The sequence below is a fragment of the Flavobacterium sp. UBA6135 genome (assembly GCF_002428305.1).
Lineage (GTDB): Bacteria > Bacteroidota > Bacteroidia > Flavobacteriales > Flavobacteriaceae > Flavobacterium.
The window spans coordinates 1-26,298 of record NZ_DIVJ01000009.1; the positions used below are offsets into that span (position 1 = coordinate 1).

At 35.1% G+C, this 26,298-nt stretch carries 26 protein-coding genes and 1 pseudogene; 18 read left to right on the forward strand and 9 right to left on the reverse strand.

The window, feature by feature from the left end; translation table 11 throughout:
- The 12 genes and pseudogenes from B3L86_RS02310 to B3L86_RS02365 form a co-directional block, all read left to right on the forward strand.
- Positions 1 to 342, forward strand: a pseudogene (locus B3L86_RS02310) (asparagine synthetase B family protein); the annotation flags it as partial.
- A gap of 268 nt (positions 343 to 610) precedes the next feature.
- Positions 611 to 1,777 carry a glycosyltransferase family 4 protein gene (locus B3L86_RS02315; protein WP_291114642.1) on the forward strand — a complete coding sequence of 389 codons (1,167 nt, stop codon included), beginning with the start codon at positions 611 to 613 and terminating at the stop codon, positions 1,775 to 1,777.
- On the forward strand, positions 1,774 to 2,955 hold the full coding sequence (locus B3L86_RS02320) for a glycosyltransferase family 4 protein (RefSeq protein ID WP_291114644.1): 1,182 nt from the start codon (positions 1,774 to 1,776) through the stop codon (positions 2,953 to 2,955). Before B3L86_RS02315 ends, B3L86_RS02320 begins: the two co-directional genes overlap by 4 nt.
- The gene (locus B3L86_RS02325) at positions 2,948 to 4,009 is read left to right on the forward strand and encodes an exostosin domain-containing protein (RefSeq protein WP_291114646.1); all 1,062 of its coding nucleotides are present in this window, start codon (positions 2,948 to 2,950) and stop codon (positions 4,007 to 4,009) included. The genes B3L86_RS02320 and B3L86_RS02325 overlap by 8 nt, the downstream gene beginning before the upstream one ends.
- The gene (locus B3L86_RS02330; RefSeq protein WP_291114648.1) at positions 3,999 to 5,315 is read left to right on the forward strand and encodes a glycosyltransferase family 2 protein; all 1,317 of its coding nucleotides are present in this window, start codon (positions 3,999 to 4,001) and stop codon (positions 5,313 to 5,315) included. The genes B3L86_RS02325 and B3L86_RS02330 overlap by 11 nt, the downstream gene beginning before the upstream one ends.
- A 9-nt stretch (positions 5,316 to 5,324) precedes the next feature.
- Complete coding sequence (locus B3L86_RS02335) at positions 5,325 to 6,140, forward strand: class I SAM-dependent methyltransferase (protein WP_291114650.1); 816 nt, start codon at positions 5,325 to 5,327, stop codon at positions 6,138 to 6,140.
- Between the two features lie 143 nt (positions 6,141 to 6,283).
- Entirely contained in the window at positions 6,284 to 7,309 is a 1,026-nt protein-coding gene (locus B3L86_RS02340) for a glycosyltransferase family 4 protein (RefSeq protein WP_291114652.1), read from the forward strand.
- A 23-nt stretch (positions 7,310 to 7,332) separates the two neighbouring features.
- Positions 7,333 to 8,433 (forward strand): glycosyltransferase family 4 protein, encoded by a 1,101-nt coding sequence (locus B3L86_RS02345; RefSeq protein WP_291114654.1) that lies wholly within the window; start codon positions 7,333 to 7,335, stop codon positions 8,431 to 8,433.
- The gene (locus B3L86_RS02350) at positions 8,430 to 9,572 is read left to right on the forward strand and encodes a glycosyltransferase (protein WP_291114656.1); all 1,143 of its coding nucleotides are present in this window, start codon (positions 8,430 to 8,432) and stop codon (positions 9,570 to 9,572) included. The genes B3L86_RS02345 and B3L86_RS02350 overlap by 4 nt, the downstream gene beginning before the upstream one ends.
- A 14-nt stretch (positions 9,573 to 9,586) precedes the next feature.
- Complete coding sequence (locus B3L86_RS02355) at positions 9,587 to 10,426, forward strand: polysaccharide deacetylase family protein (protein ID WP_291114658.1); 840 nt, start codon at positions 9,587 to 9,589, stop codon at positions 10,424 to 10,426.
- A 6-nt stretch (positions 10,427 to 10,432) separates the two neighbouring features.
- Complete coding sequence (locus tag B3L86_RS02360) at positions 10,433 to 11,842, forward strand: O-antigen ligase family protein (protein ID WP_291114660.1); 1,410 nt, start codon at positions 10,433 to 10,435, stop codon at positions 11,840 to 11,842.
- Complete coding sequence (locus B3L86_RS02365) at positions 11,742 to 12,758, forward strand: glycosyltransferase family 4 protein (RefSeq protein WP_414655117.1); 1,017 nt, start codon at positions 11,742 to 11,744, stop codon at positions 12,756 to 12,758. The genes B3L86_RS02360 and B3L86_RS02365 overlap by 101 nt, the downstream gene beginning before the upstream one ends.
- A gap of 151 nt (positions 12,759 to 12,909) precedes the next feature.
- Here B3L86_RS02365 and B3L86_RS02370 read toward each other — a convergent pair whose 3' ends face one another.
- Complete coding sequence (locus tag B3L86_RS02370) at positions 12,910 to 13,659, reverse strand: hypothetical protein (RefSeq protein ID WP_291114663.1); 750 nt, start codon at positions 13,657 to 13,659, stop codon at positions 12,910 to 12,912.
- 340 nt (positions 13,660 to 13,999) lie between these two features.
- Between B3L86_RS02370 and B3L86_RS02375 the strand changes: the two genes are divergently transcribed.
- From B3L86_RS02375 to B3L86_RS02385, 3 genes are all read left to right on the forward strand, one after another.
- Positions 14,000 to 15,148, forward strand: coding sequence for a hypothetical protein (locus B3L86_RS02375; RefSeq protein WP_291114665.1), 1,149 nt, complete (start codon positions 14,000 to 14,002; stop codon positions 15,146 to 15,148).
- A gap of 113 nt (positions 15,149 to 15,261) precedes the next feature.
- Positions 15,262 to 15,504: a hypothetical protein gene (locus B3L86_RS02380; RefSeq protein ID WP_291114667.1), complete on the forward strand. Its 243-nt coding sequence runs from the start codon at positions 15,262 to 15,264 to the stop codon at positions 15,502 to 15,504.
- 230 nt (positions 15,505 to 15,734) lie between these two features.
- On the forward strand, positions 15,735 to 17,129 hold the full coding sequence (locus B3L86_RS02385; protein ID WP_291114669.1) for an exopolysaccharide biosynthesis polyprenyl glycosylphosphotransferase: 1,395 nt from the start codon (positions 15,735 to 15,737) through the stop codon (positions 17,127 to 17,129).
- A 213-nt stretch (positions 17,130 to 17,342) separates the two neighbouring features.
- Here the strand turns inward: B3L86_RS02385 and B3L86_RS02390 are convergent, their stop codons facing one another.
- On the reverse strand, positions 17,343 to 18,494 hold the full coding sequence (locus B3L86_RS02390; protein ID WP_291114671.1) for a DUF4105 domain-containing protein: 1,152 nt from the start codon (positions 18,492 to 18,494) through the stop codon (positions 17,343 to 17,345).
- A gap of 29 nt (positions 18,495 to 18,523) precedes the next feature.
- Positions 18,524 to 19,507 (reverse strand): PorV/PorQ family protein, encoded by a 984-nt coding sequence (locus B3L86_RS02395; protein WP_291114689.1) that lies wholly within the window; start codon positions 19,505 to 19,507, stop codon positions 18,524 to 18,526.
- Positions 19,508 to 19,742: 235 nt separating this feature from the next.
- Between B3L86_RS02395 and B3L86_RS02400 the strand changes: the two genes are divergently transcribed.
- Both B3L86_RS02400 and B3L86_RS02405 read left to right on the forward strand, forming a co-directional pair.
- Positions 19,743 to 20,483: a CDP-alcohol phosphatidyltransferase family protein gene (locus tag B3L86_RS02400; protein WP_291114673.1), complete on the forward strand. Its 741-nt coding sequence runs from the start codon at positions 19,743 to 19,745 to the stop codon at positions 20,481 to 20,483.
- A 12-nt stretch (positions 20,484 to 20,495) separates the two neighbouring features.
- Entirely contained in the window at positions 20,496 to 21,353 is an 858-nt protein-coding gene (locus B3L86_RS02405; protein ID WP_291114691.1) for a glycoside hydrolase family 25 protein, read from the forward strand.
- 5 nt (positions 21,354 to 21,358) lie between these two features.
- On the opposite strand, the gene B3L86_RS02410 is transcribed toward B3L86_RS02405, so the two are convergent.
- From B3L86_RS02410 to B3L86_RS02435, 6 genes are all read right to left on the reverse strand, one after another.
- Positions 21,359 to 21,700 (reverse strand): DUF86 domain-containing protein, encoded by a 342-nt coding sequence (locus B3L86_RS02410; protein ID WP_291114675.1) that lies wholly within the window; start codon positions 21,698 to 21,700, stop codon positions 21,359 to 21,361.
- Complete coding sequence (locus B3L86_RS02415) at positions 21,693 to 21,992, reverse strand: nucleotidyltransferase family protein (RefSeq protein ID WP_291114677.1); 300 nt, start codon at positions 21,990 to 21,992, stop codon at positions 21,693 to 21,695. Before B3L86_RS02415 ends, B3L86_RS02410 begins: the two co-directional genes overlap by 8 nt.
- Before the next feature lie 48 nt (positions 21,993 to 22,040).
- Positions 22,041 to 22,781: an LPS export ABC transporter ATP-binding protein gene (gene lptB / locus B3L86_RS02420; RefSeq protein ID WP_291114679.1), complete on the reverse strand. Its 741-nt coding sequence runs from the start codon at positions 22,779 to 22,781 to the stop codon at positions 22,041 to 22,043.
- Between the two features lie 104 nt (positions 22,782 to 22,885).
- On the reverse strand, positions 22,886 to 23,233 hold the full coding sequence (locus B3L86_RS02425) for a carboxymuconolactone decarboxylase family protein (protein ID WP_291114681.1): 348 nt from the start codon (positions 23,231 to 23,233) through the stop codon (positions 22,886 to 22,888).
- Positions 23,234 to 23,235: 2 nt separating this feature from the next.
- Positions 23,236 to 24,060 carry a twin-arginine translocase subunit TatC gene (tatC, locus tag B3L86_RS02430; RefSeq protein ID WP_291114683.1) on the reverse strand — a complete coding sequence of 275 codons (825 nt, stop codon included), beginning with the start codon at positions 24,058 to 24,060 and terminating at the stop codon, positions 23,236 to 23,238.
- Positions 24,060 to 25,025, reverse strand: coding sequence for a KpsF/GutQ family sugar-phosphate isomerase (locus B3L86_RS02435; protein WP_291114685.1), 966 nt, complete (start codon positions 25,023 to 25,025; stop codon positions 24,060 to 24,062). The genes tatC and B3L86_RS02435 overlap by 1 nt, the downstream gene beginning before the upstream one ends.
- A gap of 84 nt (positions 25,026 to 25,109) precedes the next feature.
- On the opposite strand from B3L86_RS02435, the gene B3L86_RS02440 reads away from it, so the two are divergent.
- A partial coding sequence (locus B3L86_RS02440) for a RecQ family ATP-dependent DNA helicase (protein WP_291114687.1) occupies positions 25,110 to 26,298 on the forward strand: 1,189 nt, incomplete at its 3' end.

Below are 26,298 nucleotides of genomic sequence, written 5' to 3' on the forward strand. Positions count from 1 at the left end.
ACTTGGCAAGACCATCGTCCGTTTAATTTGTACCATTATCATTGGAACAAAATGCCATGGAATCTGCCGTTTCGTGTATTTCAGAAACTAAATCACACCGTTTTTACTAAAAAGCTGGTAAAGAACAATTATGAAAACCAATTTTTAGGAAAATCCAACGATATTCAACTACGACAGTGGTTGTTTGAAAACCCTTCATTTGACTCCTTAATAGATCCAACTATTGTGAAACAATTCTATACTGGTTTTCAACAAGAGCATTTGAAGCATTCACATGTGGTGAGTACGTTATTGACTTTGTCGGTGTTTTCTAAAAGAGAAGCTAATGGTTTGATTTACTGAAAATTTGATTTTTTTTACCATATAAGGCATAGAAGTTTAAGTAATAAGTTCATTTAAGTTTTTTGAAATTGATACTTTTTACCTGATTTTGTGTGCCCAAAATCCGCTTCGGCGGAAGGCAAAATCAGGACGTTCAGAGTTACATAGTTTTCAGTTGAAATTTTCTTCACTAAACTTTATTATGAAAATGGGTTTTGCCTGATTTTGTTTTGCCTCAACTTTACCAACCAATCCCTTTTTTTTCTATTTTTACCCAATATGTTGTTTCATGAAAGTAGCTTTATACACCGGAGAATTGCCACCACCTGTTTTTATTGATCGTTTGATACATGTTTTGGCTAAAGAAGGCGTGGAATTGATTTTGTTTGGAGCAATGAAGAAAAAGGTTAGTTATGCGTTTCCTACTATAACCGTAGTAGGCTATCGAGGGAAAGCACATAAGGCTTGGCAACTTTTTAAATACACGGTTTTATTGCTGTTGTTCAAGGCCAAGGCTAAAAAGAAACTGGATAAAATTCTTGCCCAACAAGGACGTACGGGAACCTTACAAAAATTAAAATGCTATCCGGTTTTATACCATCAACCTGATATTTTTCATTTGCAATGGGCTAAGGCTATTGGTGATTGGATGTGGGTGCAGGAGTTTGGGATGAAATTGGTGTTGAGTGCAAGGGGAACTCATTTAACGATAAGTCCGAAGGTATATACCAAGTATGCGGAAAGTTATGTTTTACATTTTTCTAAAGTAGATGCTTTTCATGCGGTTTCCAAAGCAATAGCAAAAGAAGTAGTGTCCTATGGTGTTTCTCCCGAATTAATTTATGTTGCTTACAGTGGTTTGAATCTTAAAAATTTCACTTTTAAAGTTAAAGCGGCATCAACTAAAAAAATAAAGATACTCTCTATTGGAAGAGCACATTGGGTTAAAGGGTATTCGTATGCGATTGAAGGCGTGTGTCTTTTAAAAAAGAACCATGTTTCTTTTTCTTATACCATAATCGGTCTTGATCCCAATGAAGAATTACTTTTTTTACGAGATCAATCGGGTTTAGACGATTGCATTCAATTCAAACCTTATTTATCTTCGGATGAGGTATTGGAAGCGATACATCAGGCCGATGTTCTTTTACTGCCAAGTGTGGAAGAGGGTATTGCTAATGTGGTCTTGGAAGCCATGGCTTTAGGAACACTTGTAGTAACCACCGCTTGTGGCGGGATGACTGAGGTGGTGACAGATGGTGTGAATGGATTTGTAGTGCCTGTTCGCGATCCGAAAGCTATAGCAGCAGCTATAGTAAAGGTTTCTGAATTGGCTCTTGAAGACTATCAACGTATGACTAAGGCTGCCCGAAACACTATTGAACAAAACTTTACGGAGCAACAAATGGTTACAGCAATGCAAAAATTATATCAATCCTTAGAAGCACACGCATGAGAATTGGCCTTGTTTTACCGGCGATTCCGGCCTATTCAGAGACCTTTTTCCGTTCAAAAATCAGCGGACTGATTGCGAATGGACATGAAGTGGTGCTCTTTGTGAATGGAAAAACTCCGGAAACGCAGTATTGTGGAGCTCGTGTAGTATGTTCTTTTTCTACCCAAGGAAATCGTATGCTTTTGCTGTTGAGGGCAATAGTAACGTTATTTGTTCTATTGGTTAGCCATGCTAAAACGGTGTTTCGGTTTATAAAAAGCGAACGAAAAGAGCATGCCTCATGGTCAAAGTTAATTTCACGTTTGCTGCTGAATGCGACACTCTTATCAGAACGGTTGGATTGGCTTCATTTTGGATTTGGCACGATGGCTTTGGGTAGAGAAAATGTTGCAGACGCTATTGGTGCCAAAATGGCGGTAAGTTTCAGGGGGTTTGATATTACAATTTATCCATTAAAACATCCTGGTTGTTATGATAAGGTTTGGAAAAAAGTAGATAAGATTCACGTATTATCAGATGATTTAGCGGATTTGATAGCAAAGTTGGGAGGTGAAGCCATTCGAGGCAAATGTGTTAAGATAACTCCGGCAATTGATACCGCTTTTTTTTCGAGAACACTACCATTACAGACCTTGCAGTCTCCTTTACAATTGCTGACCATTGCCCGATTGCATTGGAAAAAAGGATTGGATTACACCCTAGAAGCCTTAGCATTGTTACATCAAAAGGGAGTAGCTTTTCACTATAACATTATTGGAACCGGACCGGAAGAAGAACGCTTGCGGTTTACGGCACATCAATTAGGAATTAATCCTTTTGTGACTTTTGCAGGTAAACAATCGCCGGAATATATTAAAAAGCAATTGGAGCAAACGGATGTATATGTGCAGTACAGCATTCAGGAAGGGTTTGGCAATGCGGTGTTGGAGGCTCAGGCAATGGGGGTTTATTGTATGGTGAGTGATGCAGAAGGGTTACAAGAGAATGTCGTGCATGGTGTTACAGGGAGTGTAGTCACCAAGCGAAATCCGGAAGCTTTGGCTAACGGTATTACTTTATTTTTAGATTTAGATGCAACAGAAAAAATAAAAAGTAGTGAACAAGCTATAGCGAGAGTGAAACAAGGTTATTCAGTTGAGAAACAACAAGCCTCATTTATGAAATTTTATAATGATTAAAATTTTTATTCCATCCATTGATTTTGTCGGCATAAATAAATTTCAACTATTTGTGCTAACCCGACCATTTTGCACTCCGGAAGGTTGGTGTAATGATTTAAAATTAAAAGAACGATGGGGTGTAGCGGATACGTTTCACTATACCGATTCTCCTGATGAAGCTGCTTTTATGCTTTTGCCCCTTCCTGTAAATTATTATGTAAATACAGGACAGTTGCAACAGCTTTCTTCATACAATCGTATTTGTCAAAAACATGGGATTAAAGGTTTTGGCTATATTTCAGGAGATTTTGGGAAAGCCTATCCTGAATTTTCTCAGTTTACCTATTTTAGAATGGGGGGCTTTAAAAGGCAGCTTTCAGATAAAAATTTTGGTTTTCCGATCTCCTTATCTGATCATTTTCAAAAAATATATGGTTTGGAAGAACCTATTCCAAAAGATAAATCAGACATTCCGAGTATTGGATTTTGTGGACATGCAACGGGTTCAACAATAAAAAGAGGAAAAGAACTACTCAAGTGCTTGCTGGAAAACGGGAAGCGTTTATTGGAAAACCCTTTTCGAAACGACTGGGAACCTCTTTTTGCTTCGGCATATGAGCGTTGGCATTTGTTGCAAACCTTAGCAAATGCAACTGATTTGAACTGTAATTTTATCTTTAGAAAACACTATAGAGGAGGAGCAAAAAATACAGCGGAACAAGAGCGAACCACCAAAGAATATTACGATAATATTTTGCAATCGGATTATGTGCTTTGTGTTCGAGGTGCCGGTAATTTTTCTGTGCGTTTGTATGAAACCCTTTTGATGGGTAAAATACCTATATTTGTCAATACAGATTGCTTGTTGCCTTTGGCTGATGAAGTAGATTGGAAACAACATATGGTATGGGTGGAATGGGAGGAACGACATCTGATAGTTGACAAAGTATTAGAATTTCACAAAACAATTTCAAACGAAGACTTTTTGGAATTACAACGTAAGAACAGAAAGCTTTGGAAAGAAATTTTGACAGTAGCTCATTACATGAAAAAAACAGGAAATGCTCTTTAATTTTTTAACCTACATTCGACCTATTTGGTACTTTAACCTCAAACCTCAAAAAGACTGGGGATACTTTCCAACTACAGAACGTTTGGAGGCATTAGGGCGTTTGTTTCCCAGTGGTAAAGGGTATGTTTCAAAAGCCGGACGAGAACGTGACAGAGCCTATACGGCATTTCAATCCGGATATATTGAGTTTCAGTCGGAAACGGGTATAGATATTTGGGACTTAGAAAAAATTCCTGTGATAGATGAATACCGTTTTCTCAGAAAAAATGTCCACACAGCTTGGGTACTTTACACTTTGATACTCCGATTAGTTACTTTGCATAACCCCATCAAAGAGCTTTCCGGGTTTTTTAAAACGAGAAAAGTGAAACGTGTGACGTATTCCAACCAAGTATTTGAGTACCCGGAATACGACACTTTTGAAAGCCCGTTAGTGCAAAGTCAACCGTTGGTTTCGATAATTATTCCAACCTTAAATCGGTATGACTACTTGAGCGATGTGCTTCGGGATTTAGAACAACAGGACTATAAAAATTTTGAAGTGCTGGTAGTGGATCAAACTGACCCGTTCCGGAAATCGTTTTACCAAGGATGGCAGTTGGATTTGCGTTATTGGTACCAAGAGGAAAAAGCCCTGTGGAAAGCTAGAAATGAAGCCATTCAAGTAGCCAAAGGCGATTGGATTTTGTTGTATGATGACGATTCCCGAATTGATTCCAATTGGATATCGGAACATTTAAAAACGATTGATTTTTTTCAAGCCGATATCTCTTCCGGAGTTTCGTTGAGTGTTGTGGGAGCTGAAATCCCAAAACATTACAGTTATTTTCGTTGGAGTGATCAGCTGGATACGGGCAATGTGTTGTTGAAAAAGGCCATTTTTCAGGAGATTGGTTATTTTGATTTACAATTTGAAAAGCAACGCATGGGCGATGGGGAGTTTGGATTACGGGCTTATTTGAACGGCTATAAAAACATTTCCAATCCGAAAGCGAAACGAGTTCATTTAAAAGTCAGTCAAGGGGGGTTGCGGCAAATGGGCAGTTGGGACGGTTGGCGACCTAAAAAATTGTTTGGACCCAGACCGGTGCCAAGTGTGTTGTATTTTAGTAGGAAGTATTTTGGGGATAAAAACACATCATATTTGATATTAAACTCAATCTTCCCTTCTTTAATTCCTTATCAATTCAAATCTCATAAAATTTTGAAGCTATTATCATTTTTATTAATACCTTTAATATCAATATTGATTTTTTATCAAGTTTTAAAGTCTTGGAAAATATCGAATAAAATGTTGAATCAATAACTATTTAAAATGAAAGAATTTAAGATTTGTAAAATTTGTAAAAATGAAATAACTACAATTAATAAAACTTTTAATCTCGTAGTATGTAATTCTTGTAAGCTTATATTTTCTAAAACAATTTTTTCTGAAAATGATTTTATTGATATTTACGATAAACTTTATAATAAAACAGATCAGTATAAATCTCATCAACTAGAATTCAATAAAATCAAAAATAATTTATACGTTAATATTGGGAAACCCAAGTTGAAAATATTAAAATTTATTCTTAAAAATGACATAAAGTCGATTACAGAAATAGGAGCAGGAATCGGATTGGTAGCAAACTATTTGACTAAAATTGGGAAAGAATATTATGGTATAGAATTAGATGAGTTAACTGCTAAAAAGGCACAATCTTTAAAATTAAATGTTGATATTGGTGATTTTTCTAAATTAGAAGATGTTGAATATAATCAAGATGCAATAATTGCCTTTGAAGTTATTGAACACCTCCAAGATTTAAATCATTTTTTCAATTTAGTTAAATCTAAACTAAAAAAAAATGGTTATTTAGGGTTTACTGTACCAAATTATGAGAAAATTAAAAATTATAAAAATTTATCTGATAAGATTTACCAAACAGGTCCGCCAATTCATTTAAATTATTTCACGATAGAAAGCATAAAAAATATTGCTGAATTTTATAATTTTAAAGTTTTAATGTGCGAAACAAAAAAAACACCTTATTTAAATTTAAATAAAATAGATACTTATAAGTTTTTGTATAAATCTTTTATTGGTAAGTATTACGGGCCAACTTTAATTTGTATTTTAAGAAATTGATCGAAAGCACTCTATTTGTTAAAAGGCAAATTCAAAAGAATCAAAGTTTATGTATGTTAATTACTAAGATACATAAATTAATTACAATATTTGTTTTTATTAAGAAAAAATAATACACTAGACTTTAAGATATTTTACTTTATATGAAAGTTTTTATTATTGACACCATAAACAATATTCCGGGACATAAACAATTTCAGGATTTTTCAAAATATTTAGTAAAAAAAAATGTGAAGGTTGTGCATTTTTCAACTAATAATGTTGAAAATTTTGAAGGTGTGGAGGTAGTTTACTGGGGTATGAATTTCAAAATTAAATCTTTTTTTATTTTTTTTCATAAATTTTTAAAAGAGAAACCAGACGTTGTGATTTCGACATTTCGAGGAAATCTGTTTGCTGATTTTTTTTCATATTTTTTTAAGTTTAGATATTATCCTTTTTTCAGATCAGATTTTTATAATCAAAAATGGATAAATAAAATTAAATTTAGGAGGGTTGAAAAATTTATAGTTTTATCAAAACCAATGGTTCCAAGAATTGAAAATATGTTTCCACATTTAAAAAATAAAATTTATGTAATGTTTAATTCATTTGATTTTAATAAAATTTCATTTATAAAGAAGGAAGATATCATTCTTCATGTTGGTGGAGTCTCTTTTAATAGTGAAGGAAAATTAATAAAAGGCACAGACGTACTAATTCAAGCATTCACTAATCTAAAAAAAGAAAATAATTTTCTTTCAAATTATAAATTAATTGTTGTGGGGAGTGGAGAAGGATTAAAAGAAGTTAAAAATAGTACTTTAAGTCAGGATATTATATTTACAGGGAAATTATCAAATTTAGAAGTACATAAACTCATGCTAAAAGCAAAACTATTTGTATTACCTAGTAGAAATGATGCTTTTCCTAATGTTCTTTTAGAAGCTATGCAACATTCATGTTGCTTAATAGGGACTTTTGGTACAGGTTCTCAAGATGTTATTGAAGAGTCTGATTATGGATATTTGGTAGAGAAAGAAAATGTTGAAGATTTAGAAATTGCAATTAGGAAAGGTGTAATAAATTATAAAAGTTCTGATTTGTGTTGGCAAGCTCATCAAAATAAAATAAATTATTATTCTAGAGAGAATTGGATTAATGAAATGTATAAAATTATATCCAATTAAATAGAGTCTATTTATTTCTTTAAATGCAGAAAAGAATTTTAATATTATCTTCAGAATTCCCACCCTTACCCGGAGGCATAGGAACTCATGCTTTTCATTTAGCATCGGAACTCACAAAAAAAGGCTATGCTGTTCAGGTTCATACCAACCGAAGGATGGCCGATAATGAAGAGGAAACCGCATTTGACAGGTCGCAATCCTTCAAGGTTCATCGCACGAAACGAAAAAATTGGGGGCGTACTTACTTGTATAGAATTGCAGCAGTTTTACAAATAGCTAAGCAAAACCAACCTCATATACTAATAGCTTCCGGTAAGTTTTCCCTTTGGATGGGTGCTTTAATCTCGCTTTTTTTTACAAGTATAAGCAGTGTAGCCATTATTCACGGCACTGAATTAAAAGCCGGTGGTTTTTTTAGCCGGTGGTTTACTAAAATGAGTTTAAAACGATTTAAAAAAGTAGTGGCGGTTTCTCATTTTACAAGGAATAAAATAGCAGCTATTTTACCTGACGTTTATGTAACCGTCATTCCTAACGGAATTGTTTTGCCTGATGCCTCTTTTTCAGACGTACAAAAAGAGCTTCCTGTTTCGTTAGTGACTGTAGGTAATCTTACCCGTAGAAAAGGACAACACAATGTGATAAACGCTTTGCCGGAATTGCTTACTTGGAAGGATACGATTCAGTATCATTGTATAGGTTTGCCGACAGAACTTGAAGCGATCAAAGCGAAAATAAATGAATTACAATTGGGAGAAAGCGTTTTTTTTCATGGTGTTTTGACCGAAACAGAAAAACGAGTACGACTGCAAAAAAGTCATGTGTTTATAATGTTGAGTGAGCATTTAGCCAATGGCGATTTTGAAGGTTTTGGTATTGCTGTTTTGGAGGCCAATGCTTTAGGTTTACCCGCAATAGGCTCTATCAACAGTGGGATAGCAGATGCCATACAAGAGGGGTATAGCGGTAAATTGGTGGATCCCCATGACCCAATAGCCATCAAAGCGGCATTGATTGAAATTTATGCAGACTATGAGACGTATTCAAGTCAAGCCAGAGTATGGGCACAACAATTTCAATGGAAAGATATCATTGAAAAGTATACAACTATAATGGAATCATGAAGCGAAAGAAACTACTTATTATATCCCATACGGAGCATTACACCGATGCTTCCGTTGCCATTTGTGGTTGGGGTCCTACTGTACATGAAATCAATTATTTGGCGGAGTATTGGGAAGAAGTGGTCCATGTAGCGTGTTATCACACCCAATCACCACCACCCAGTTCTGTGGCTTATGCTAAATCAAATATAAAATATGTTCCCATTCCGGCTTATGGAGGGAGTAGTTTTATAAAAAAAATAGGAATACTACAAAAGATGCCGGGTATCATTCGTACTGTAAAGCGGCAATTAGCAGGAGCTACTGAGGTCCAGTTGCGAACTCCTACCGCCATGGGATTATTTTTATTACCTTTATTTACTTGGTTTTGGAAACGCGACTATATTTTTTGGGTAAAGTATGCGGGCGATTGGGAACAAGAAAAACCACCCCGTTCAAACGGCTGGCAACGTTGGTTTTTGCAACAAAAATGGGTTGATTATCCCGTGACAATTAATGGCTTTTGGCCCCATCAGGCCCCACAATGTTTTTCGTTTGAAAACCCTTGTTTAACGGAAGAACATTTGAGTAAAGGTCAAGAAGTTGCAATTGCCAAACAGTTTACGCCACCTTTCGTACTGACGTTTGTAGGCAGAATTGATCATGTGAAAGGAGTAAATCGGATTTTGGATGCTGTAGCGACTGTTCCTTCACATTTGATTAAAGCTCTACATATAATAGGGGATGGGCCTAATCGTAAATTTTGTGAATTGCAAGCCAATGAATTAAAGCTTCCTATTTATTTTCATGGGTATCTAGACAGACGTGAAGTGCATGATTACTTGGCTCAATCCCATTTTTTTCTGTTGCCCAGTACGAATGAAGGGTTTCCAAAAGTAATAGCCGAAGCAGCTTGCTATGGTGCTATTCCAGTCGTATCAAATGTGAGTAGTATCAAACATTATCTTACTGACACAAATGGTTATGTTTGGGATACAAAAGGAGTGGTTAGTTTTACAGAAGTTTTGCAAAAAGCTGTAATGGCAAATACTAACGATTTAAAGGAGAAGTCATTAAAAGTACAGCAATTGGCAACTTTGTTTACTTTTGCAAACTATTATCGTAAATTGCGTACATTGGTTTTTAAAGAATCCGTTTAGGAATGGTATCAGTAATGAAAACAAAAAAAATAGTATTGATTTGGGATTTTGACGGACCTATCGGTCAAGTAAATTCAACTTTGCCGTATAATTTTCATTTTGAACAATTTGAAAAAGAAATTAACAATGTGCGATGGCTATTGGAATTTTTAAAAGAAGAGAAAATTAAATGTTGTTTCGCAATCACAGGTTTTTCGGCAGAGATTGGGGTTTATCCATATACATTCCCTGAGCTAATTCAAGAAATAGCGGCTAATGGTCATGAAGTTGCATCCCACAGTTGGAAACACGAATGGATTCCATTGTTTACAGAAGACCAAATCAATAAGAGTTTGAAAAGAAGTAAAAAGGCATTGGAACAATCCATTGCTAAGGAAGGTTTTGTAACAGGGTTTGTACCTCCTCATAACCGTCCAATGACATGGTGGCAAAAAGGAGCCTTCAGTCTGGGTGATAGAGGATTGTTCCCGTTCTTTACAATGGGGAATATGGAAGCACTCTTGCAACTTTTAGTAAAAAACAAATACCAATGGGTGCGAATTTCCTATAAAAATTTGTTTACTAAATTTAGGTTAACCAAAAAAAATATAACAGGAAGAATATACAATCACAAAGGAATTTTTGTGCTAGAAAATCATTATAATGGATTTGACGATCAAGTCATTCAGCACATTCTTACCACCAATTATGAAACCTATACAGTTAGTGCTCACCCTTTTATGTTGTCTCTTGCCAATAAGAAAGAATCAAAAGAAACCTTTTTAAATTTCATTGCAAAATTGAAACATTCCGGTCAGTCCATTGAATTTATAAGTCCATCCGATTACATATCGTCTATAAACGTCATAAAATAAGCAAAAATGGATAAACAAACGTATGTAAAGTTATTGCTGATTCATGTTGGAATTGGGATACTTTTATATTTATTCCGTCCGTTATCTTTTGTGTTTGCTCATGGAACGATCTTGTTGGGTTTGGTTTGGGTTTTTAGAAATAGAAATGCCAATCATGAAGCCTTGATGGTGGCTGCTTACATCGTAGGCTCAGAGCTATTGGTAAAAATGACTAAGGGTTATTTTTTATGGGAATATGCCAAATATGGAATTATTTTAGTTATGCTATTGGGGATTTATTATAAAGGTTTTTCCAGAAGTGCTATAGCCATTTGGATATTTGGGATACTCCTACTACCAGGGATTTTTATAGGTATGATTGAGTCAGGTAGTGATCCAAGAATGAGACAATCTATAATTTTTAATATTCTAGGTCCAGTTACATTACTAGTGATTTCTATATATTGTTACATGAGAAATTTATCAATAAATCAATTGATGAATGTTTTATTAGTTTTGGGCTTGCCTATTGTAAGTTGCTTGGTGTATTCTATTTTGTACACCCCTGATTTAAAAGAAATTTTGGTTCATACGGGCTCTAATTTCGGTACTTCCGGCGGTTATGGCCCCAATCAAGTAGCAACGTTTTTTGGGTTAGGGATGTTTATTTTTTTTGTTAGGGCAATTTTTGCGAGTACAACAACCTGGTTGGTGCTACTTAATTTAGGAATTGCATTTCTTTTCGCTTATCGTGCTTTATTAACTTTTTCACGAGGAGGTTTAATAACAGGTATATTAATGGTGCTGTTTTTTCTATTTTTTACGTTTACCAAAGGAAGTAGTAAAGTAAAATTAAAGATTAGTTTTTTGGTAAGTATTTTAGTTATGGGTATGCTAGCTGTTTGGATTTATACTACAATGTTAACAGGTGGTTTAATAGAAAAACGTTATAAAAATCAAGATGCTTTAGGTCGTGAAAAGCAAAGTGTGTTTTCTGGAAGAGAACGAATTGCAATTAGTGAAATCCAAATGTTCTTAGAAAATCCAGTTTTTGGTTCTGGAGTAGGCAGTGGCTACAAATACAGACAAGAACATTTCGATGTTTCAATAGCATCACACAATGAGTTAACTCGAATGTTGGGGGAGCATGGACTTTTAGGTATATTAGGTATATTGATTTTAATACTAACGCCGTTAGTGTTATATTTGGATAACAAACAACATTTCTTTTTGTTGAGTTTTTTGTTGTTTTGGTTTTTAACGTTGAATCATACCGCCATGCGGGTTGCCGCACCCGCCTTCATCTATGCCTTAACCTTACTTAAAATAAACATCCATGAAATCCCTATTGTATATTGGAAACAAGCTCTCCAAACTAAACAACAATCCCTCAACGATAGAAACGTTGAGCCGGCAACTGCAACAGGAGGGGTTTGAGGTTACGACTGTTTCCAGTTATCAAAACAAAATCTTGAGGTTGTTGCACATGTGGTTTGCAATTGTGTTACATTCCCGTAAAGCAGATGTAGTGCTTATAGATGTGTACAGCACATTAAATTTCTGGTATGCGTACAGTTGTAGTTTGTTATGTCGTGTTTTTGATATTCCTTATATTCCCATCTTGCATGGTGGAAATTTGCCTGCTCGTTTTCAAAAGAACCCTAAGCAAGCCATGGCGTTGGTTAATAGTGCTTATAAAACAGTAATCCCTTCTGCTTATTTAAAGCAACATTTAACCGCTTTTAACTTGCCACGAGTAGAGGTAATTCCAAATACTATAGACCTGGCAAACTACTCCTTTAAACAGCGAAGTAATTTACAACCCAATTTGCTTTGGGTCAGAGCTATTGATTCGATTTATAATCCTGAAATGGCCTTGCAAACACTGGCACTAGTTCGAGAAGAATTTCCTGAAGCAAAATTAACTATGGTCGGACCGTACAAATCAATTTCGGAAACGGCTTGGCAACAAACCTTAAAAAAATACAAGCTACCGGTTCGAATGACCGGGAAAGTAACAAAAGAGGAATGGATTGCTTTAGCAGCTTCCCATTCGGTGTTCGTCAACACCACTACGATTGACAACATGCCCGTTAGTGTGATAGAAGCAATGGCATTGGGGTTGCCGGTGGTTTCCACGGATGTGGGTGGTATTCCGTATTTGATACAACACGAGGTCTCCGGTTTATTAGTACCATCCAACGATGCACCTGCTATGGCTCAAGCTGTAATACGCTTGCTACAATCGGAAAAAGATACAGCAACCCTCACTTTAAACGCCAGAAAAGTAATAGAAAAATACGATTGGAGAGTCGTGTCAATACAATGGAAAGCCCTTTTTGAAGGCGAATAAACCGGCAGAGAAATTACACAGTTCATTGAACACTCCCAAGAACTCTTGCATTATCGTAACCTAGCACCTCAGCAACTTAGCACCTCAGCACCATCAAAAAAAATCCCCCCAAGCAAAAACTCAGAGGGATAAAAAACAAGCAAAAAACCAACTATACTACATCCAAAATATGCAGCACATTATGCGAGTTTTTCTTTAACGGATACTGCACTCCATTAATCTCCTGAAAAAACTCAATCAAGAAAAAATAGACCTGAGTTTCCGTAACAATGGGCATAGCAACAGGTGTTAAAGTAATGTTTTGCGATCCAGAACTAATCGCGAAATTTACCTTGTTACTATACTGAGTGTCATAAGCCCGAGTTGCAAAATCAATGCCTACAACAGCACTACTCAAACTGGCATGTGTTGTTCCTTCCGGTAAACCCAAGTGAAATTCACTCTGGAAATCAGTCACCGTAACAATGCCGGTAACAGGATCCAAAGAATAAGGGGTACGGAAAACAGTTCGAAAAGCAGCATTTTGATTAAAATCAAATCCGGTAAGCAAAGCCTTGCCCGCTGCAGTTCCGATACCAATAGGTACCTGTCGCTCCCCACGTTCTGAAACAGCATCCAGATTTTTAATCTGGCTCATCACCCGGTTAAGTCGACTGCTCACACGATAGTCTTTCGCCAATCGTAAAAGTGGACTCACCGTTTGTCGCAACAATTGACCCATCTGGGAATTGTGCGAGAACTCCGCCCCGTTTTCTCGCGTTCGCTGAAAAGCAGGATCATTCTTAATGCGTTGTTTTGAAACGCCTCCTTTAGCTCTAATTAAGAGCCCGTCTTTTGACTTATAAAAGGTCATGCCTTTCATAGTCCCCTGGATCTCAAAGATCCCTTCAAATTTTGCCATTTTAGTATGGTTTTAAAATTAATAATGACCCAAAACTAATTCGACAATATAAGCCCTACAAGTGTTTGGTTCTATTAAATCATTGATTTTCAGATAATTACATGTTTATGCATGATACTACAGCAAGAGTAGTAATACTGCAGTAAGGTGCAGAAAATGACACCAAATGACACCCGCAAGAATAGGAAGCAAAAGAAGGGATACGTAAGGGATAAAGAAGGGATAGTGAAGGGTAAAGGTAGCCAACCTTCAAGAAATGGGGAACTTTATATGAAGCGTAAGAAAATTTGCAAATTAAAAAACTTGTAGTATTTTTAAAATTCATTTAAAGAAGCGTAGTATGAGATCGGAAATTATCAAATCGAATCAAATCTTTTTAAGTCAATTAAAGAACAATTTCGACTTACAAGATTTGGAAAGTGTAGAAATGAATAAAGAAGCCATGGTTAACTTTACCAAAAGGAAACTTCGCAATTGGATATTCATAGAGTACTACAATTATTTTGAAAAAACACCATTAATTGTTACTTTAAGTGAAATAGACAGTTTTATAGACGGTTACAGAATTATTATTTCTGATAATATGATAGTTCCGATTGAAATTGGCTTTTTTCATCATGTGCTAACTTCTGAATTAAATTATTTAACCATTACAAAAGATTCACCTAGTAATTTTAAAACTAAAATTGATTATTTTAAAGAATTCTTAGTTGAAATCAAATCAAATTTTAACTTGATTGATACATTAAATTCAGACATACAACATTTTACTATTGACAAATCCGGATTTGATCAATTATTTAATAATCGAATAAAAGGATTTCTTGATTTGGAAGAATTATACAACCGCATAAATAACTTATTTGATAAGTTAGACAAATGTTATTTTATGAGTTTAATGAATTTTGACAAACAATACTATATCAAAAATTATAAAAATGGGGAACATGCATTTTTTGATTTCGAAGAACATAAAAATCCCGTCGTTTTGAGAGAATATCCCAAAGACAATGAAACATACCACAAAGCATTTAAAACTGCAATTGTAATGCACTTAGAATACCGTAAAAAAGTGTTGGGTTGGAACAATTTTCCTGATGAATATAGGCAAGTATATGAATACGCAGAAAGTTTAACGAATACACGAAATAGTAAACAGAGTCCTAATGATATACCTAATTTAATCATTGGTGATCAAGGCGATGATGACAATTACCCAAAGCACATTTTCCTAAATAAAAAAGCATTTCTTTTATTCGAAACTTTGAATAAAAAGATGACTACTCATGTTCAGCTTAGTTTCCTATACAGAATAATGGCAGAAAAAGACAATCTGATAGTAGTAAAAGATACCCCTTTCAGAAACTGGTACAACAATCAAGAATACAAGCTCCAATTGGAGTACAATACCAAAACCTTAGAACAATCAAAATCCGACGACAGAATGACGATGTATAACGTTGTTAAATCACTTATTTTTAATGAATAACAAAATAAGATAGTAAATTCTCTAATTCCAACGGGTAAACTCTCGAATAAAAAATCGAATGAAAATCACATCAGCCATAAATTTGTCCCATAACAGGTTAAAAGAAAAGGACTATGGAAATCAATATCCCCAGACAAGTGATTAGAGCCCACGACATCCAATTGTTTTTTGGCAAAGGCGAACGAATGAGTTACAAGATGATGGCAGAGATGCGAAAGTTTTTCAAGAAAGAACAACACCAACCCATCACCATTGAGGAGTTTTGCTCCTACTACAAAGTAAAAAAAGAAGATATCCTCACGGCCATTTACCTCGGAAATAAAAAACCTGGCACTACCAATAAAACGACTCCATGACAACAAGGCTTCTTCAGATGACAATAGATAACTACTAATAAAGATTTTGCTCAGAATATAAATAAGGACAAATGTAGCATCGTGGCCTTTTAATTTTATCAAAAAATATCAAATTAAAAAAAAATAGAGTGTGCTATACTACGACACAAATAATTTACCCTTTCCGACTAGTTTAACTATTGCCAATGTCACTGATTTTTGTAACTTGCCCTCTAAATTGAAGTTTACAAATGAAATCCAACAAGAAAATTCATTTTGAAATATCCGAGCGTAAAATTCTTTTGCGGGTGTTTGATGTGTTTTTTGTTTTGGGGGCTTTGTATCTGGTAGGTAGTGTTTTTAACTTTAGTTATTTTTATATCACTCCCTCCAATTTTTACTGGACATTGGTGTTGGGCATCTATTTGTTGTTTTTTGGAACTGTGTTTGAAGCGTATAACCTCCAAGTGGCCAGCAATCAATTTCAAATGATTCGGAGTGTAACTATCACCGCTTCTACTACGGTATTGTTTTATTTACTGACTCCTATATTGACACCCACCTTACCCAATAATCGGATTCAAATTCTCTATTTCTATTTGGCCGTATTGTTGGCCTTATTGGTATGGCGATTGTTGTATCAATTGTTTTTTGCGTCGTACCGATTTGAGAAAAAAGTGCTGCTGGTTTGTGATAATGAGGCGGTTTACGACTTGGTTTCGGGCTTGCAAAATGCCGACCCACATTATAAAATAGTAGGTTATGTGGCTACCGATACAAAAGAAGACTATGTGAACACCGCTCTTACCATTCCTTCAGTAAATACACTAAATTTAGAGTCTTTTGTAAAACAAAACGGCATTTCTGAAGTGGTGATTGCCACCGAGAAAACCGAAGCCATTACGGTAACTTTATACAACAAACTGCTTCTTTTATTAGAGAACGGATTTGTAATTAGAGAATACATTCAAGTGTATGAAAGTTTGACCCAACGCATTCCGGTGCAATTTGTAGCTCGTGATTTCTACCGCTATTTTCCATTTAGTAGAAGCAATCAAAACCAATTGTATTTAATTATTGTTCGTTTTTTAGAAATAGTAGTTTCTTTAGTTGGAATTGTTGCGGGCTTTTTAGTGGTCCCTTTTTTAGTGATTGGAAATGCGTTTGGCAACCAAGGTAACTTATTTTATACCCAACAACGGGTGGGCAAAAACGGCGAGGTATTTCGCATCATCAAATTTAGAACTATGGTGAAAAATGCAGAACAACATGGAGCTGTTTTTGCTACAGCAAATGATACGCGTATCACTCCATTTGGTAAGTTCTTGCGAAAAACCAGAATAGATGAAATCCCACAGTTTATCAATATTTTATTAGGACACATGGCCGTTATTGGTCCGAGACCGGAACGACCTGTTTTTGTGGAGGAAATTGCGGCAGTCATGCCATTTTATCAAACCCGTCACGTAGTGAAACCCGGCTTAACAGGATGGGCTCAAGTGAACTATGCCTATGGTGATTCTATTGATGACAGTTTGATTAAACTGCAATATGATTTGTATTACATCAAACACCGAAGTATCTTTTTGGATATTAATATTGTGATTAAAACGATTAGTACGGTGTTGTTTTACAGGGGGCAGTAAATTGTTTAAAAGTTTAAAAGTTTAAGAGTTTAAAAGTTTAAGAGTTTAAGGGTTTAAAAGTTTAAAGGTTTAAGGGTTTAAGGTTTTAAGGGTTTAAAAGGGTTTACGTAATACATTATCAGTTTGTAATTTCGACTTAATGACTGTCTGCTAGGGCAGAAGGGATTTTGTTTCACTTCCCGCAGTTTTGCTCCTGCAAAATGACAAGTTTTACTATTTGGTTAGCTCTATTTTAGCTGTGGATAAAAAGAATCTTTTGTTCAGGCGATACAAAAGGATTGCGTTCACGCCAATGAAAGGAACAAGTTGCAAAAAATGGGCTTTGAAGGCAAGGTATATTGTGTAAAGGAGTAACAATACTAAACTGGCATACCACATTTTTGTAAATTGTGCTGTTTTCTTATTCCAAAAGAAAAAGACTAAAGGAATGTATAACGGATTAAAAAGTAAGGCGTTGTAATTCCACAATACTTCTCGGTGTAATGAATATAAGCCAACTCCTAATAGAAATATGCCCATTATTCCACAAAGAATCAAATAGATGTTGTCTACTCTTCTATTGTTTACTACAATAACCAACAATAAACCGAAGAGCAGCGTATAACTTGTATTCCACCATGAGGTTTTGATTTTTGTTTTATCTTGTATGTTATGGGTAATGGTTTGAGCAACCAAAGGTTTTGAACCTTCTTTAGCTATTTCCAGACTTTTAAAAAATTCAATAGGTAGAAAAAGTTGACAAGCTTCTGTATCGGGTCTATGACCGAAAATGATGTTGATGCCTAATTTTTCGTAGAATAAATTATCTAAGTAGGGGTTTAATACGTGACGATAACTTTTTTCATAAGGTTTTGTTTTTTCAATTTTAGTCTTGTTTAAAACTTCATTTACTTTGTCAACCGCCATCGTGGTGCAGTTTTTATCAATGAATTTATACCTGTAAAATCGTTCTTCGGAAAACACATTTTTAGTTAGTTTATCAAAAAGTTGCTGCTTTTGTTCTGCGGTTAAAGCCAGTTCTTGTTCAAAAACGTCTCGGTTGTCTTGTTGGTATTCGTATAAGAATTGATGGAACGAAGTGGTGGTTAGCAGATAATCTAAATCTCCTTTTACAAATTTTAAATAAAAATTAGGTGTGTTGAAATCAAAAGTACCATAATTGAAAACGATGTCTAAATCTCTTGCTGTATCGTGTACTCTTACTGCAGTATGCCCGAAAATAGAATACAATTGATCGCCACTTCCACAAGTGATTACACTTATTTTTGCTTGATCAGATAGGCGATAACCCTGTGCGAAAAGTGCATTCGCAAATGAAAACAGTAAAACGAAAAGAAAACTAACTTTTTGAGTAATAGTTATCATGTAAATTGTATTATTTTATTCTCAGCCACTTACCTAAAAATTCCCAAATCCACTTTTACTGAAAAGATATTAGAATACAAAGCCGCACTTTGGTCACCAATATCCGTTAAAGCATAATCAATTTGGATGCCTTTGTATTTGAATCCAATACCAATATTGGGTTGGAAACCTATTTTTTCAGTATCATCAATCTGTCTGATGTTTTGAAAGTTTCCAACGCCACCTCTGACAAAAACCAAATCGGTATAGCCAAATTCAAATCCAACCGCTGGGTCAATACTTACTACGTCGGTGGAAATAATATCGTTGGTTCTTGCAAAACGCATGTTTAGGTTAGCGGCTGCTAAAAGGCTGTAATCATATCTGATAACCCATCTTCTGGCCATTCCCAATTGTGCTTTTGGCAAAGTTACTTCAGATTTTTCGGGAAGTTCTTGGTTTTCACCCGGTATCGCGTCTGCAATTTTTTGGTACTCATCTTCATCTATATTCCAAATGTTATAGGTGGTCGTAATATCACGTACCATTACGCCAAACATCCAGTCGTTGCGTTCAAACTGAAGCCCCACATCAATCCCAAATCCCCAGGAGTTGGCAAACTTTCCAATAATTCTTCGGATTACTTTTGCATTGACACCATATTGTAAACCAGGGACTTGTAATTTTCGGGCATAAGAAAAAGTGGCCGCATAATCTGCTGTTGAGAAAAGACTGATTCGGTTGTAGTCAATATTTCCATCACTGTCAATTAATTGGGTGGTATTCAAAATATCATCCACACCAAAACGAATTAAGGAAACACCCCAAGCACTTCTGTCGTCAATAGGCATACCAAAAGCGGCATAATTGTATTGGGCAATGTTCGCAAAATAACTGGCGTGCATCAAACTGATTTGGCTGTCTTCCAAATTGACCAAACCTGCAGGGTTCCAATAGCCAGAATTGACATCCATGCTGCTTGCGGTTACAGCGTTTGACATGCCCAATGCGGCTGCATCCACACCAATATTCATAAATTCATTAGAATATTTGCGAATTGCTTGACTATACGAAAAGCCTGTTGCCAAAAAGATCAAGGCAAGTAAACTGTTTTTCAAAGCATTTTTTTATTTATACAAATCGGAATTTGTCAATTTTTTTCAAAAGTAAAATATTTTATTGAGCTTCTTCGCTATCTTAAAAAATTACCTAAAGAAAACGTGAGGAATTGTAAGATATTGTATTAATTTTGTTTTCAAAGCAATCAAAATGAGTCTGAAAAAGCACATTCCCAATTTTATAACCTTATTAAACTTACTTTCGGGTTGTGTCGCCCTATTATTTGTCTCGTCTCATCGGTATGAATTGGTTTTCTTTTTTGTTTGTTTGGGTATTTTCTTTGATTTTTTTGACGGTTTTTTTGCCCGTTTATTTAAGGCACAAAGTCCGTTAGGATTGCAATTGGATTCGCTAGCCGATATGGTCACTAGTGGATTGGTTCCGGGCTATGTGATGTTTCAACTCATTTTTGATTATCAAAATGAAGGAATGTCTGTGTTTGATCCGTACTTTCCGGTCAATCATATTTTGCCACTTATTGGATTTGCCATTACCTTAGGGTCGTGTTACCGTTTGGCGAAATTCAATATTGATACTCGTCAAACGGATTCATTTATAGGACTGCCAACACCGGCAAATGCTTTATTTATTATTAGTTTACCCCTAATAATAGCCTCAACAGAATCGGATCTTGCTCTTCAATTGTTGACCAATCCTTATGTGTTGATGGGAATTTCTATTTTAAGTGTCTTTTTATTAAATGCAGAAATCCCATTGTTTTCACTAAAAATGAAAGGATTTTCTTTTGAGAAAAATAAAGTGCAACTCTTGTTTTTGGTTTTAGCTCTTGCCTTATTGGTATGGTTAAAAATCACAGCAATTCCTTTGGTAATCTTGCTGTATGTTTTACTTTCCTTACTCACTAATCGCCTCATTGCTTCAAAAGCATAATGTTTTGGTGTGATGCGAAAACCCACACGACGTAAAAGTCCAATTCCTAAACGAACCAACCGAAAGAAAAAGGGAAGTTCAAAATCGTATTGGCGATATGGGATTACTTTTTTTTTTTTGATGATTTTAGGATTGTCTGTATATCACTACCGAACAGCTTTGGCGTATTATTTCAGTTTTCGTTCCCGTCATCACATTGAAACCACTGAAGCCTCAAAAGTAGAAGAAGCCCGTATATTTCAAATAGCCAAAAAGCACCAGCCAAAAGTGTTAGGTTTTGATGTTTCAGAATACCAAGGCACTATTGATTGGGAACAAGCAAAAAAATTGGAAGGCACGTTTGCTTTACCATTTGTTTTTATAAGAGCCTCAGCAGGAAAAGATAAAGTAGATAAAAAGTTTGAAACCAACTGGAAAAAATCAAAAGCCAATGGAATGATTCGTGGAGCCTATCATTATTATCGTCCGAATGAAAATTCCATCAAACAAGCTGATTTATTTATTAAAACAGTCCGTTTGGAAAAAGGAGATTTGCCTCCGGTTTTAGATATTGAAAACCTGCCCAAAAAGCAATCGATGGACAGTTTAAAAATGGGATTAAAACGATGGTTAAATCGAGTGGAAGCCCATTATGGTGTAAAACCAATTATTTATTCCGGAGAAAGTTATTATACTGATTTTTTAAAAAAAGAGTTTAAGGAATATCCTTTTTGGATTGCGAATTACAATTTTTTTGTAGAAAACATCAAAGATGAATGGTTGTTTTGGCAGTTTACAGATAAAGGAAGTGTACCCGGAATTAAAGGTCCTGTTGACATAAATGTGTATAATGGGACACCGAAGATGTTGGGGTATTTAGTTGTGAAATAATATTTTTAATCCAATAGATTATTAATTTCTTTTTTTAGTTTAGGAAGGTGGTTAATAAGTATAGACCAAATATTTTCATCAGAAATGTTATCATATACATGAATTACCTGATTTCTTAAGCCTATAATAGCTTTTGCATCAGTAATTTTTTCAAGATAATTTTCTTCTTTTTTTATGATACGATTTAGAGCTTCACCAATGATTTCAAGATTTCTTTCGGTAGCTCTTTTCTTCATATTATTTAATTTGTATTCATAGAAATCATATCCGGATTCAATGAAATAACTTTCGATCTCTTCAATGGCTATTTTAATATCGTAGCACCATTTTTCAATTCGTTCATCCATAAAGCAGTTTTTTATTTCTTTCGATGGAACGAATTAAAATTGGATTTTTTAAAGTTTGCTCTTCCACTAAATCAATTTCTCGATTCAGTAATTTTTTTAAACTCTCTTTAAAATTGATGTAGTTTTTGAAATATAATTTTAGGTCAAACGCTTTAAATTTTACTAAAAAATCAAGATCGCTAGTATCGTTAAAATTTGAAGAATTTGCAGAGCCAAATAGGTATAGTGACTCTACTTTATGTTTTTCACAAAGTTTTGTTATCGCTTTATCATGCAGTTCTATTGAAAACATAATTCAAAGATAAAAATATAATGGATGTAATAGAAGTAATTTAGAAGATTAAAATTCCAACTTCTTTTTTCGCAATTCGAAATTCTGACCTAAATATACTTTTCTAACCATTTCATCTGCAGCTAATTCTTCAGGAATTCCGGCTTTTAGAATGCCTCCTTCAAACATTAGATACGTTTTATCTGTAATGGCCAAAGTTTCCTGAACGTTATGGTCTGTAATTAAAATACCGATATTTTTATTTTTCAATTGAGCCACAATACGTTGAATGTCTTCTACCGCAACGGGGTCAACACCAGCAAAAGGTTCGTCCAATAAAATAAATTTTGGATCTGTTGCCAAAGCTCTTGCGATTTCAGTACGACGACGTTCACCACCCGATAGTAAATCACCTCTGTTGGTTCGGATGTGTTCCAAACTAAACTCATCAATTAAACTTTCCATCTTAGCAATTTGTTCCGCTTTAGAAAGTTTTGTCAATTGCAACACACTTAAGATGTTGTCTTCAATACTTAGTTTTCTAAAAACGGAGGCTTCTTGAGCCAAATAACCAATGCCATGTTGAGCTCTTTTATACATCGGATAATCCGTAATTTCCATTTGATCCAAAAATATCTTGCCACTGTTTGGTTTTACTAAACCCACAATCATATAAAACGAAGTTGTTTTTCCGGCACCGTTTGGTCCCAGAAGCCCCACAATTTCACCTTGGTTTACTTCAACAGAAACACCTTTTACAACGCTTCTTCCTTTGTAGGTTTTGACTATATTTTCGGCTCTTAATTTCATTTTATCTGAGTTGCTGAGTTACTGAGTTGCTGAGAATCTTAGCAACTTGGGTGCAAATTAACAAATTAATTGGTTGAATAATATTCCGTTAACAGTAGTTTATCTTATTTTTGGTTTTCCAAAGCTTCCCAAAACTCATAAGCTCTTCGCAAGTGAGGAATCACGATGGTGCCGCCAACCAACGTGGCAATACCCATGGCTTCCATCATTTCTGCTTTGCTGATGCCGTTTTTATAACTGGTTTCTAAATGGTATTTGATACAATCATCACAACGAAGTACGGCAGAGGCTACCAAACCAAGAAGTTCTTTTGTTTTTACATCCAAAGCACCTTCAGCATAAGCATTGGTGTCTAAATTGAAAATTCTTTTGATAATAAGGTTGTTGTCTGCCAACAATTTATCGTTCATTTTAGAACGGTAGTCCTTAAATTCCTGAACTAAATCTGCCATAGTTATATCGTTTTAGCTATTTTTTCTTGTTTTTTAATGACCATGGCACTGATGAAAATACTAATTTCATACAATATCATGATGGGAATTGCTACAATTACTTGACTAATAATGTCCGGTGGGGTAATGATTGCCGATAAAATTAATACAATAATCAAAGCATATTTTCGGTACTTTCTCAAAAAAGGCGGTGATACCAATCCTATTTTGGTCAGAAAATAAATTAAAATGGGTAACTCAAATAACAGACCACAAGCAATTGTTGACGTTTTTATCATGCTGGTATAAGACTCCAAATTAAATTCATTAACGATTTCGGGGCTTGCAGAAAACGAACCGAAAAAGTAAACGGATAAAGGTGTAATAATGAAATATCCAAAAGCAACACCCAAGAAAAATAAAAAGGAGGAAACGATGATAAACGCACGAGCATATTTCTTTTCGTTTTTATAGAAGGCAGGACTGATAAATTTCCAAAATTCCCATAAAATAAAAGGAAAACCAATAATAAACCCCACGGTGATACAGGTCCAAATTAAAAAGGAAACTTGGCCACCCATGGCTGTATTTTGAATAATAAAAGGCATTTCGGCATTGCATATTTCGGCACCTTCCACTCCAAAATATTGGGTGATTTTACAAAAAAAACGATACGTGATAAAGTTCGGGTCTTTTGGTCCAAAAATAATTTGATTGTACACAAAGTCTTTGATAAAAAATGCACCACCCGCCAAAACTAAAATGGCAATGGTACAACGCACCAATACCCATCTCAATTCTTCAAGATGGTCTAAAAAGGACATTTCTTTTTGTGTATTATTTGTCATTATAAGATGCCTTCTTTTAAGATATCATGCAAATGAATCACACCTTTGTAAGTGCCTTCATCTGAAACAATCAATTGGGTGATGGAAAAATCTTCCATGATGTTTAAGGCATCAACTGCCCGATCTGTAGGTTTTATGGTCTTTGGATTTACAGTCATGATATCACGAGCCGTTATGCCGGTAATGGTTTCTGTTTTGCTTAACATTCTTCTGATGTCACCATCCGTTATAATTCCAACGATTTTATTGTGTTCAACAACTGCTGCAACACCCAATCTTTTTTCTGAAATTTCAAAAATAGTAGTTCTAATGTCAGCATCCGGATTTACTTGCGGTTTTCTGGATTCATCCAACATGTCTGAAACCCGAAGCAATAATTTTTTTCCTAACGCTCCACCCGGATGGTATTTTGCAAAATCTTCACTGGTGAAATTTCTGAGTTCCATCAAACAAACCGCTAAACAATCGCCCATCACTAATTGGGCTGTTGTGCTGTTTGTTGGAGCCAAATTGTTCGGACATGCTTCAGTTTCCACTGTTGTATCTAAAATATAATGTGAGTTTTTGGCTAAATGAGACGTGAGATTTCCCGTCATTGCAATAAGAGTATTCCCGAATTTTTGTAAAATTTGTACGAGTACTTTAATTTCAGGACTGTTGCCACTTTTAGAAATACAAATAATTACATCGCCGGGTTGCACCATGCCTAAATCACCGTGAATGGCTTCCGAAGCATGAAGAAAGCTTGAAGGTGTTCCCGTTGAATTTAATGTGGCAACCATTTTTTGTGCAATAATGGCACTTTTTCCAATCCCCGTTACAATTAATCTGCCTTTGGATTGAAAAATAGCTTCTACCGATTTTACAAAATCCTCTGTCAGTAATTCGGCCAAATTTGCTACGGCATTACTTTCAGAAAGAATGGTTTTTTTGGCCAATGATAATAGTGCTTCTGTAGATATCAAAACGATTGTATATTAAATTTGTATGAATAAAAGAAAGTTGTATATTTATGGTTGCAAATTTAATTAAAATACCCATATATAAGAATGATTCCTAACGAAATTGATATTCACAAAGAATTAAAGAAATATTTTGGTTTTGACCAATTTAAAGGTCTTCAAGAGCAGGTAATTACAAGTATCTTATCAAAAAAGAATACGTTTGTAATTATGCCTACCGGTGGCGGAAAGTCTTTGTGCTACCAGCTTCCCGCTTTGATAAAAGAAGGAACAGCAATTGTAGTATCTCCTTTGATTGCATTGATGAAGAATCAAGTGGATGCCATCAGAAGTGTTTCTTCTGAAGACGGAATTGCACACGTTTTAAATTCATCACTCACCAAAACAGAAATAAATAAAGTTAAAAAAGATATCGTTTCAGGAGTTACTAAATTATTATACGTGGCACCTGAATCGTTAGCCAAAGAAGAATATGTTGCTTTTTTGAAGTCGGTTCCCATTTCATTTATTGCTATTGATGAAGCCCATTGTATTTCTGAATGGGGTCATGATTTCCGTCCGGAATATCGAAATTTAAAGAATATTATCAAGCATTTGGGCAATGTTCCCGTTATTGGATTAACGGCAACGGCTACACCAAAAGTGCAGGAAGACATCTTGAAAAATCTTGATATGTCTGATGCTGTAACTTTTAAAGCGTCTTTTAATAGACCCAATTTGTTTTATGAAATACGTCCTAAAACAAAAAATATAGAATCGGATATTATTCGATTCATCAAACAGAACAAAGGCAAATCCGGAATTATTTATTGTTTAAGCCGCAAAAAGGTAGAGGAAATTGCACAAGTATTGCAAGTAAATGGTATTAGTGCCGTTGCTTATCATGCAGGATTGGATGCAAAAACAAGAGCCAAGCATCAAGATATGTTTTTGATGGAAGATGTAGATGTGGTGGTTGCCACTATTGCTTTTGGAATGGGAATTGACAAGCCGGATGTGCGTTTTGTAATCCATCATGATATTCCAAAGTCATTGGAAAGTTATTATCAAGAAACCGGAAGAGCCGGAAGAGATGGTGGTGAAGGACATTGTTTGGCTTACTATTCCTATAAAGATGTAGAAAAACTGGAAAAATTCATGTCAGGAAAACCTGTTGCAGAACAGGAAATAGGTTTTGCTTTGTTGCAGGAAGTTGTGGCTTATGCCGAAACGTCAATGTCTCGCAGAAAATTCCTGTTGCATTATTTTGGTGAAGAATTTGACAATGAAACCGGTG

Coding starts and splice junctions, on each gene's coding strand:
- B3L86_RS02380 (WP_291114667.1), top strand. CDS start 15,262: ATGGAAATCAATATCCCCAGACAAGTGATTAGAGCCCACGACATCCAA.
- B3L86_RS02370 (WP_291114663.1), bottom strand. CDS start 13,659: ATGGCAAAATTTGAAGGGATCTTTGAGATCCAGGGGACTATGAAAGGC.
- B3L86_RS02425 (WP_291114681.1), bottom strand. CDS start 23,233: ATGGCAGATTTAGTTCAGGAATTTAAGGACTACCGTTCTAAAATGAAC.
- B3L86_RS02355 (WP_291114658.1), top strand. CDS start 9,587: ATGAAAACAAAAAAAATAGTATTGATTTGGGATTTTGACGGACCTATC.
- B3L86_RS02375 (WP_291114665.1), top strand. CDS start 14,000: ATGAGATCGGAAATTATCAAATCGAATCAAATCTTTTTAAGTCAATTA.
- B3L86_RS02390 (WP_291114671.1), bottom strand. CDS start 18,494: ATGATAACTATTACTCAAAAAGTTAGTTTTCTTTTCGTTTTACTGTTT.
- B3L86_RS02320 (WP_291114644.1), top strand. CDS start 1,774: ATGAGAATTGGCCTTGTTTTACCGGCGATTCCGGCCTATTCAGAGACC.
- B3L86_RS02410 (WP_291114675.1), bottom strand. CDS start 21,700: ATGGATGAACGAATTGAAAAATGGTGCTACGATATTAAAATAGCCATT.
- B3L86_RS02395 (WP_291114689.1), bottom strand. CDS start 19,507: ATGAATATTGGTGTGGATGCAGCCGCATTGGGCATGTCAAACGCTGTA.
- B3L86_RS02325 (WP_291114646.1), top strand. CDS start 2,948: ATGATTAAAATTTTTATTCCATCCATTGATTTTGTCGGCATAAATAAA.
- B3L86_RS02385 (WP_291114669.1), top strand. CDS start 15,735: ATGAAATCCAACAAGAAAATTCATTTTGAAATATCCGAGCGTAAAATT.
- B3L86_RS02400 (WP_291114673.1), top strand. CDS start 19,743: ATGAGTCTGAAAAAGCACATTCCCAATTTTATAACCTTATTAAACTTA.
- B3L86_RS02360 (WP_291114660.1), top strand. CDS start 10,433: ATGGATAAACAAACGTATGTAAAGTTATTGCTGATTCATGTTGGAATT.
- B3L86_RS02330 (WP_291114648.1), top strand. CDS start 3,999: ATGCTCTTTAATTTTTTAACCTACATTCGACCTATTTGGTACTTTAAC.
- lptB (WP_291114679.1), bottom strand. CDS start 22,781: ATGAAATTAAGAGCCGAAAATATAGTCAAAACCTACAAAGGAAGAAGC.
- B3L86_RS02340 (WP_291114652.1), top strand. CDS start 6,284: ATGAAAGTTTTTATTATTGACACCATAAACAATATTCCGGGACATAAA.
- B3L86_RS02335 (WP_291114650.1), top strand. CDS start 5,325: ATGAAAGAATTTAAGATTTGTAAAATTTGTAAAAATGAAATAACTACA.
- tatC (WP_291114683.1), bottom strand. CDS start 24,060: ATGACAAATAATACACAAAAAGAAATGTCCTTTTTAGACCATCTTGAA.
- B3L86_RS02315 (WP_291114642.1), top strand. CDS start 611: ATGAAAGTAGCTTTATACACCGGAGAATTGCCACCACCTGTTTTTATT.
- B3L86_RS02415 (WP_291114677.1), bottom strand. CDS start 21,992: ATGTTTTCAATAGAACTGCATGATAAAGCGATAACAAAACTTTGTGAA.
- B3L86_RS02350 (WP_291114656.1), top strand. CDS start 8,430: ATGAAGCGAAAGAAACTACTTATTATATCCCATACGGAGCATTACACC.
- B3L86_RS02405 (WP_291114691.1), top strand. CDS start 20,496: ATGCGAAAACCCACACGACGTAAAAGTCCAATTCCTAAACGAACCAAC.
- B3L86_RS02345 (WP_291114654.1), top strand. CDS start 7,333: ATGCAGAAAAGAATTTTAATATTATCTTCAGAATTCCCACCCTTACCC.
- B3L86_RS02365 (WP_414655117.1), top strand. CDS start 11,742: ATGAAATCCCTATTGTATATTGGAAACAAGCTCTCCAAACTAAACAAC.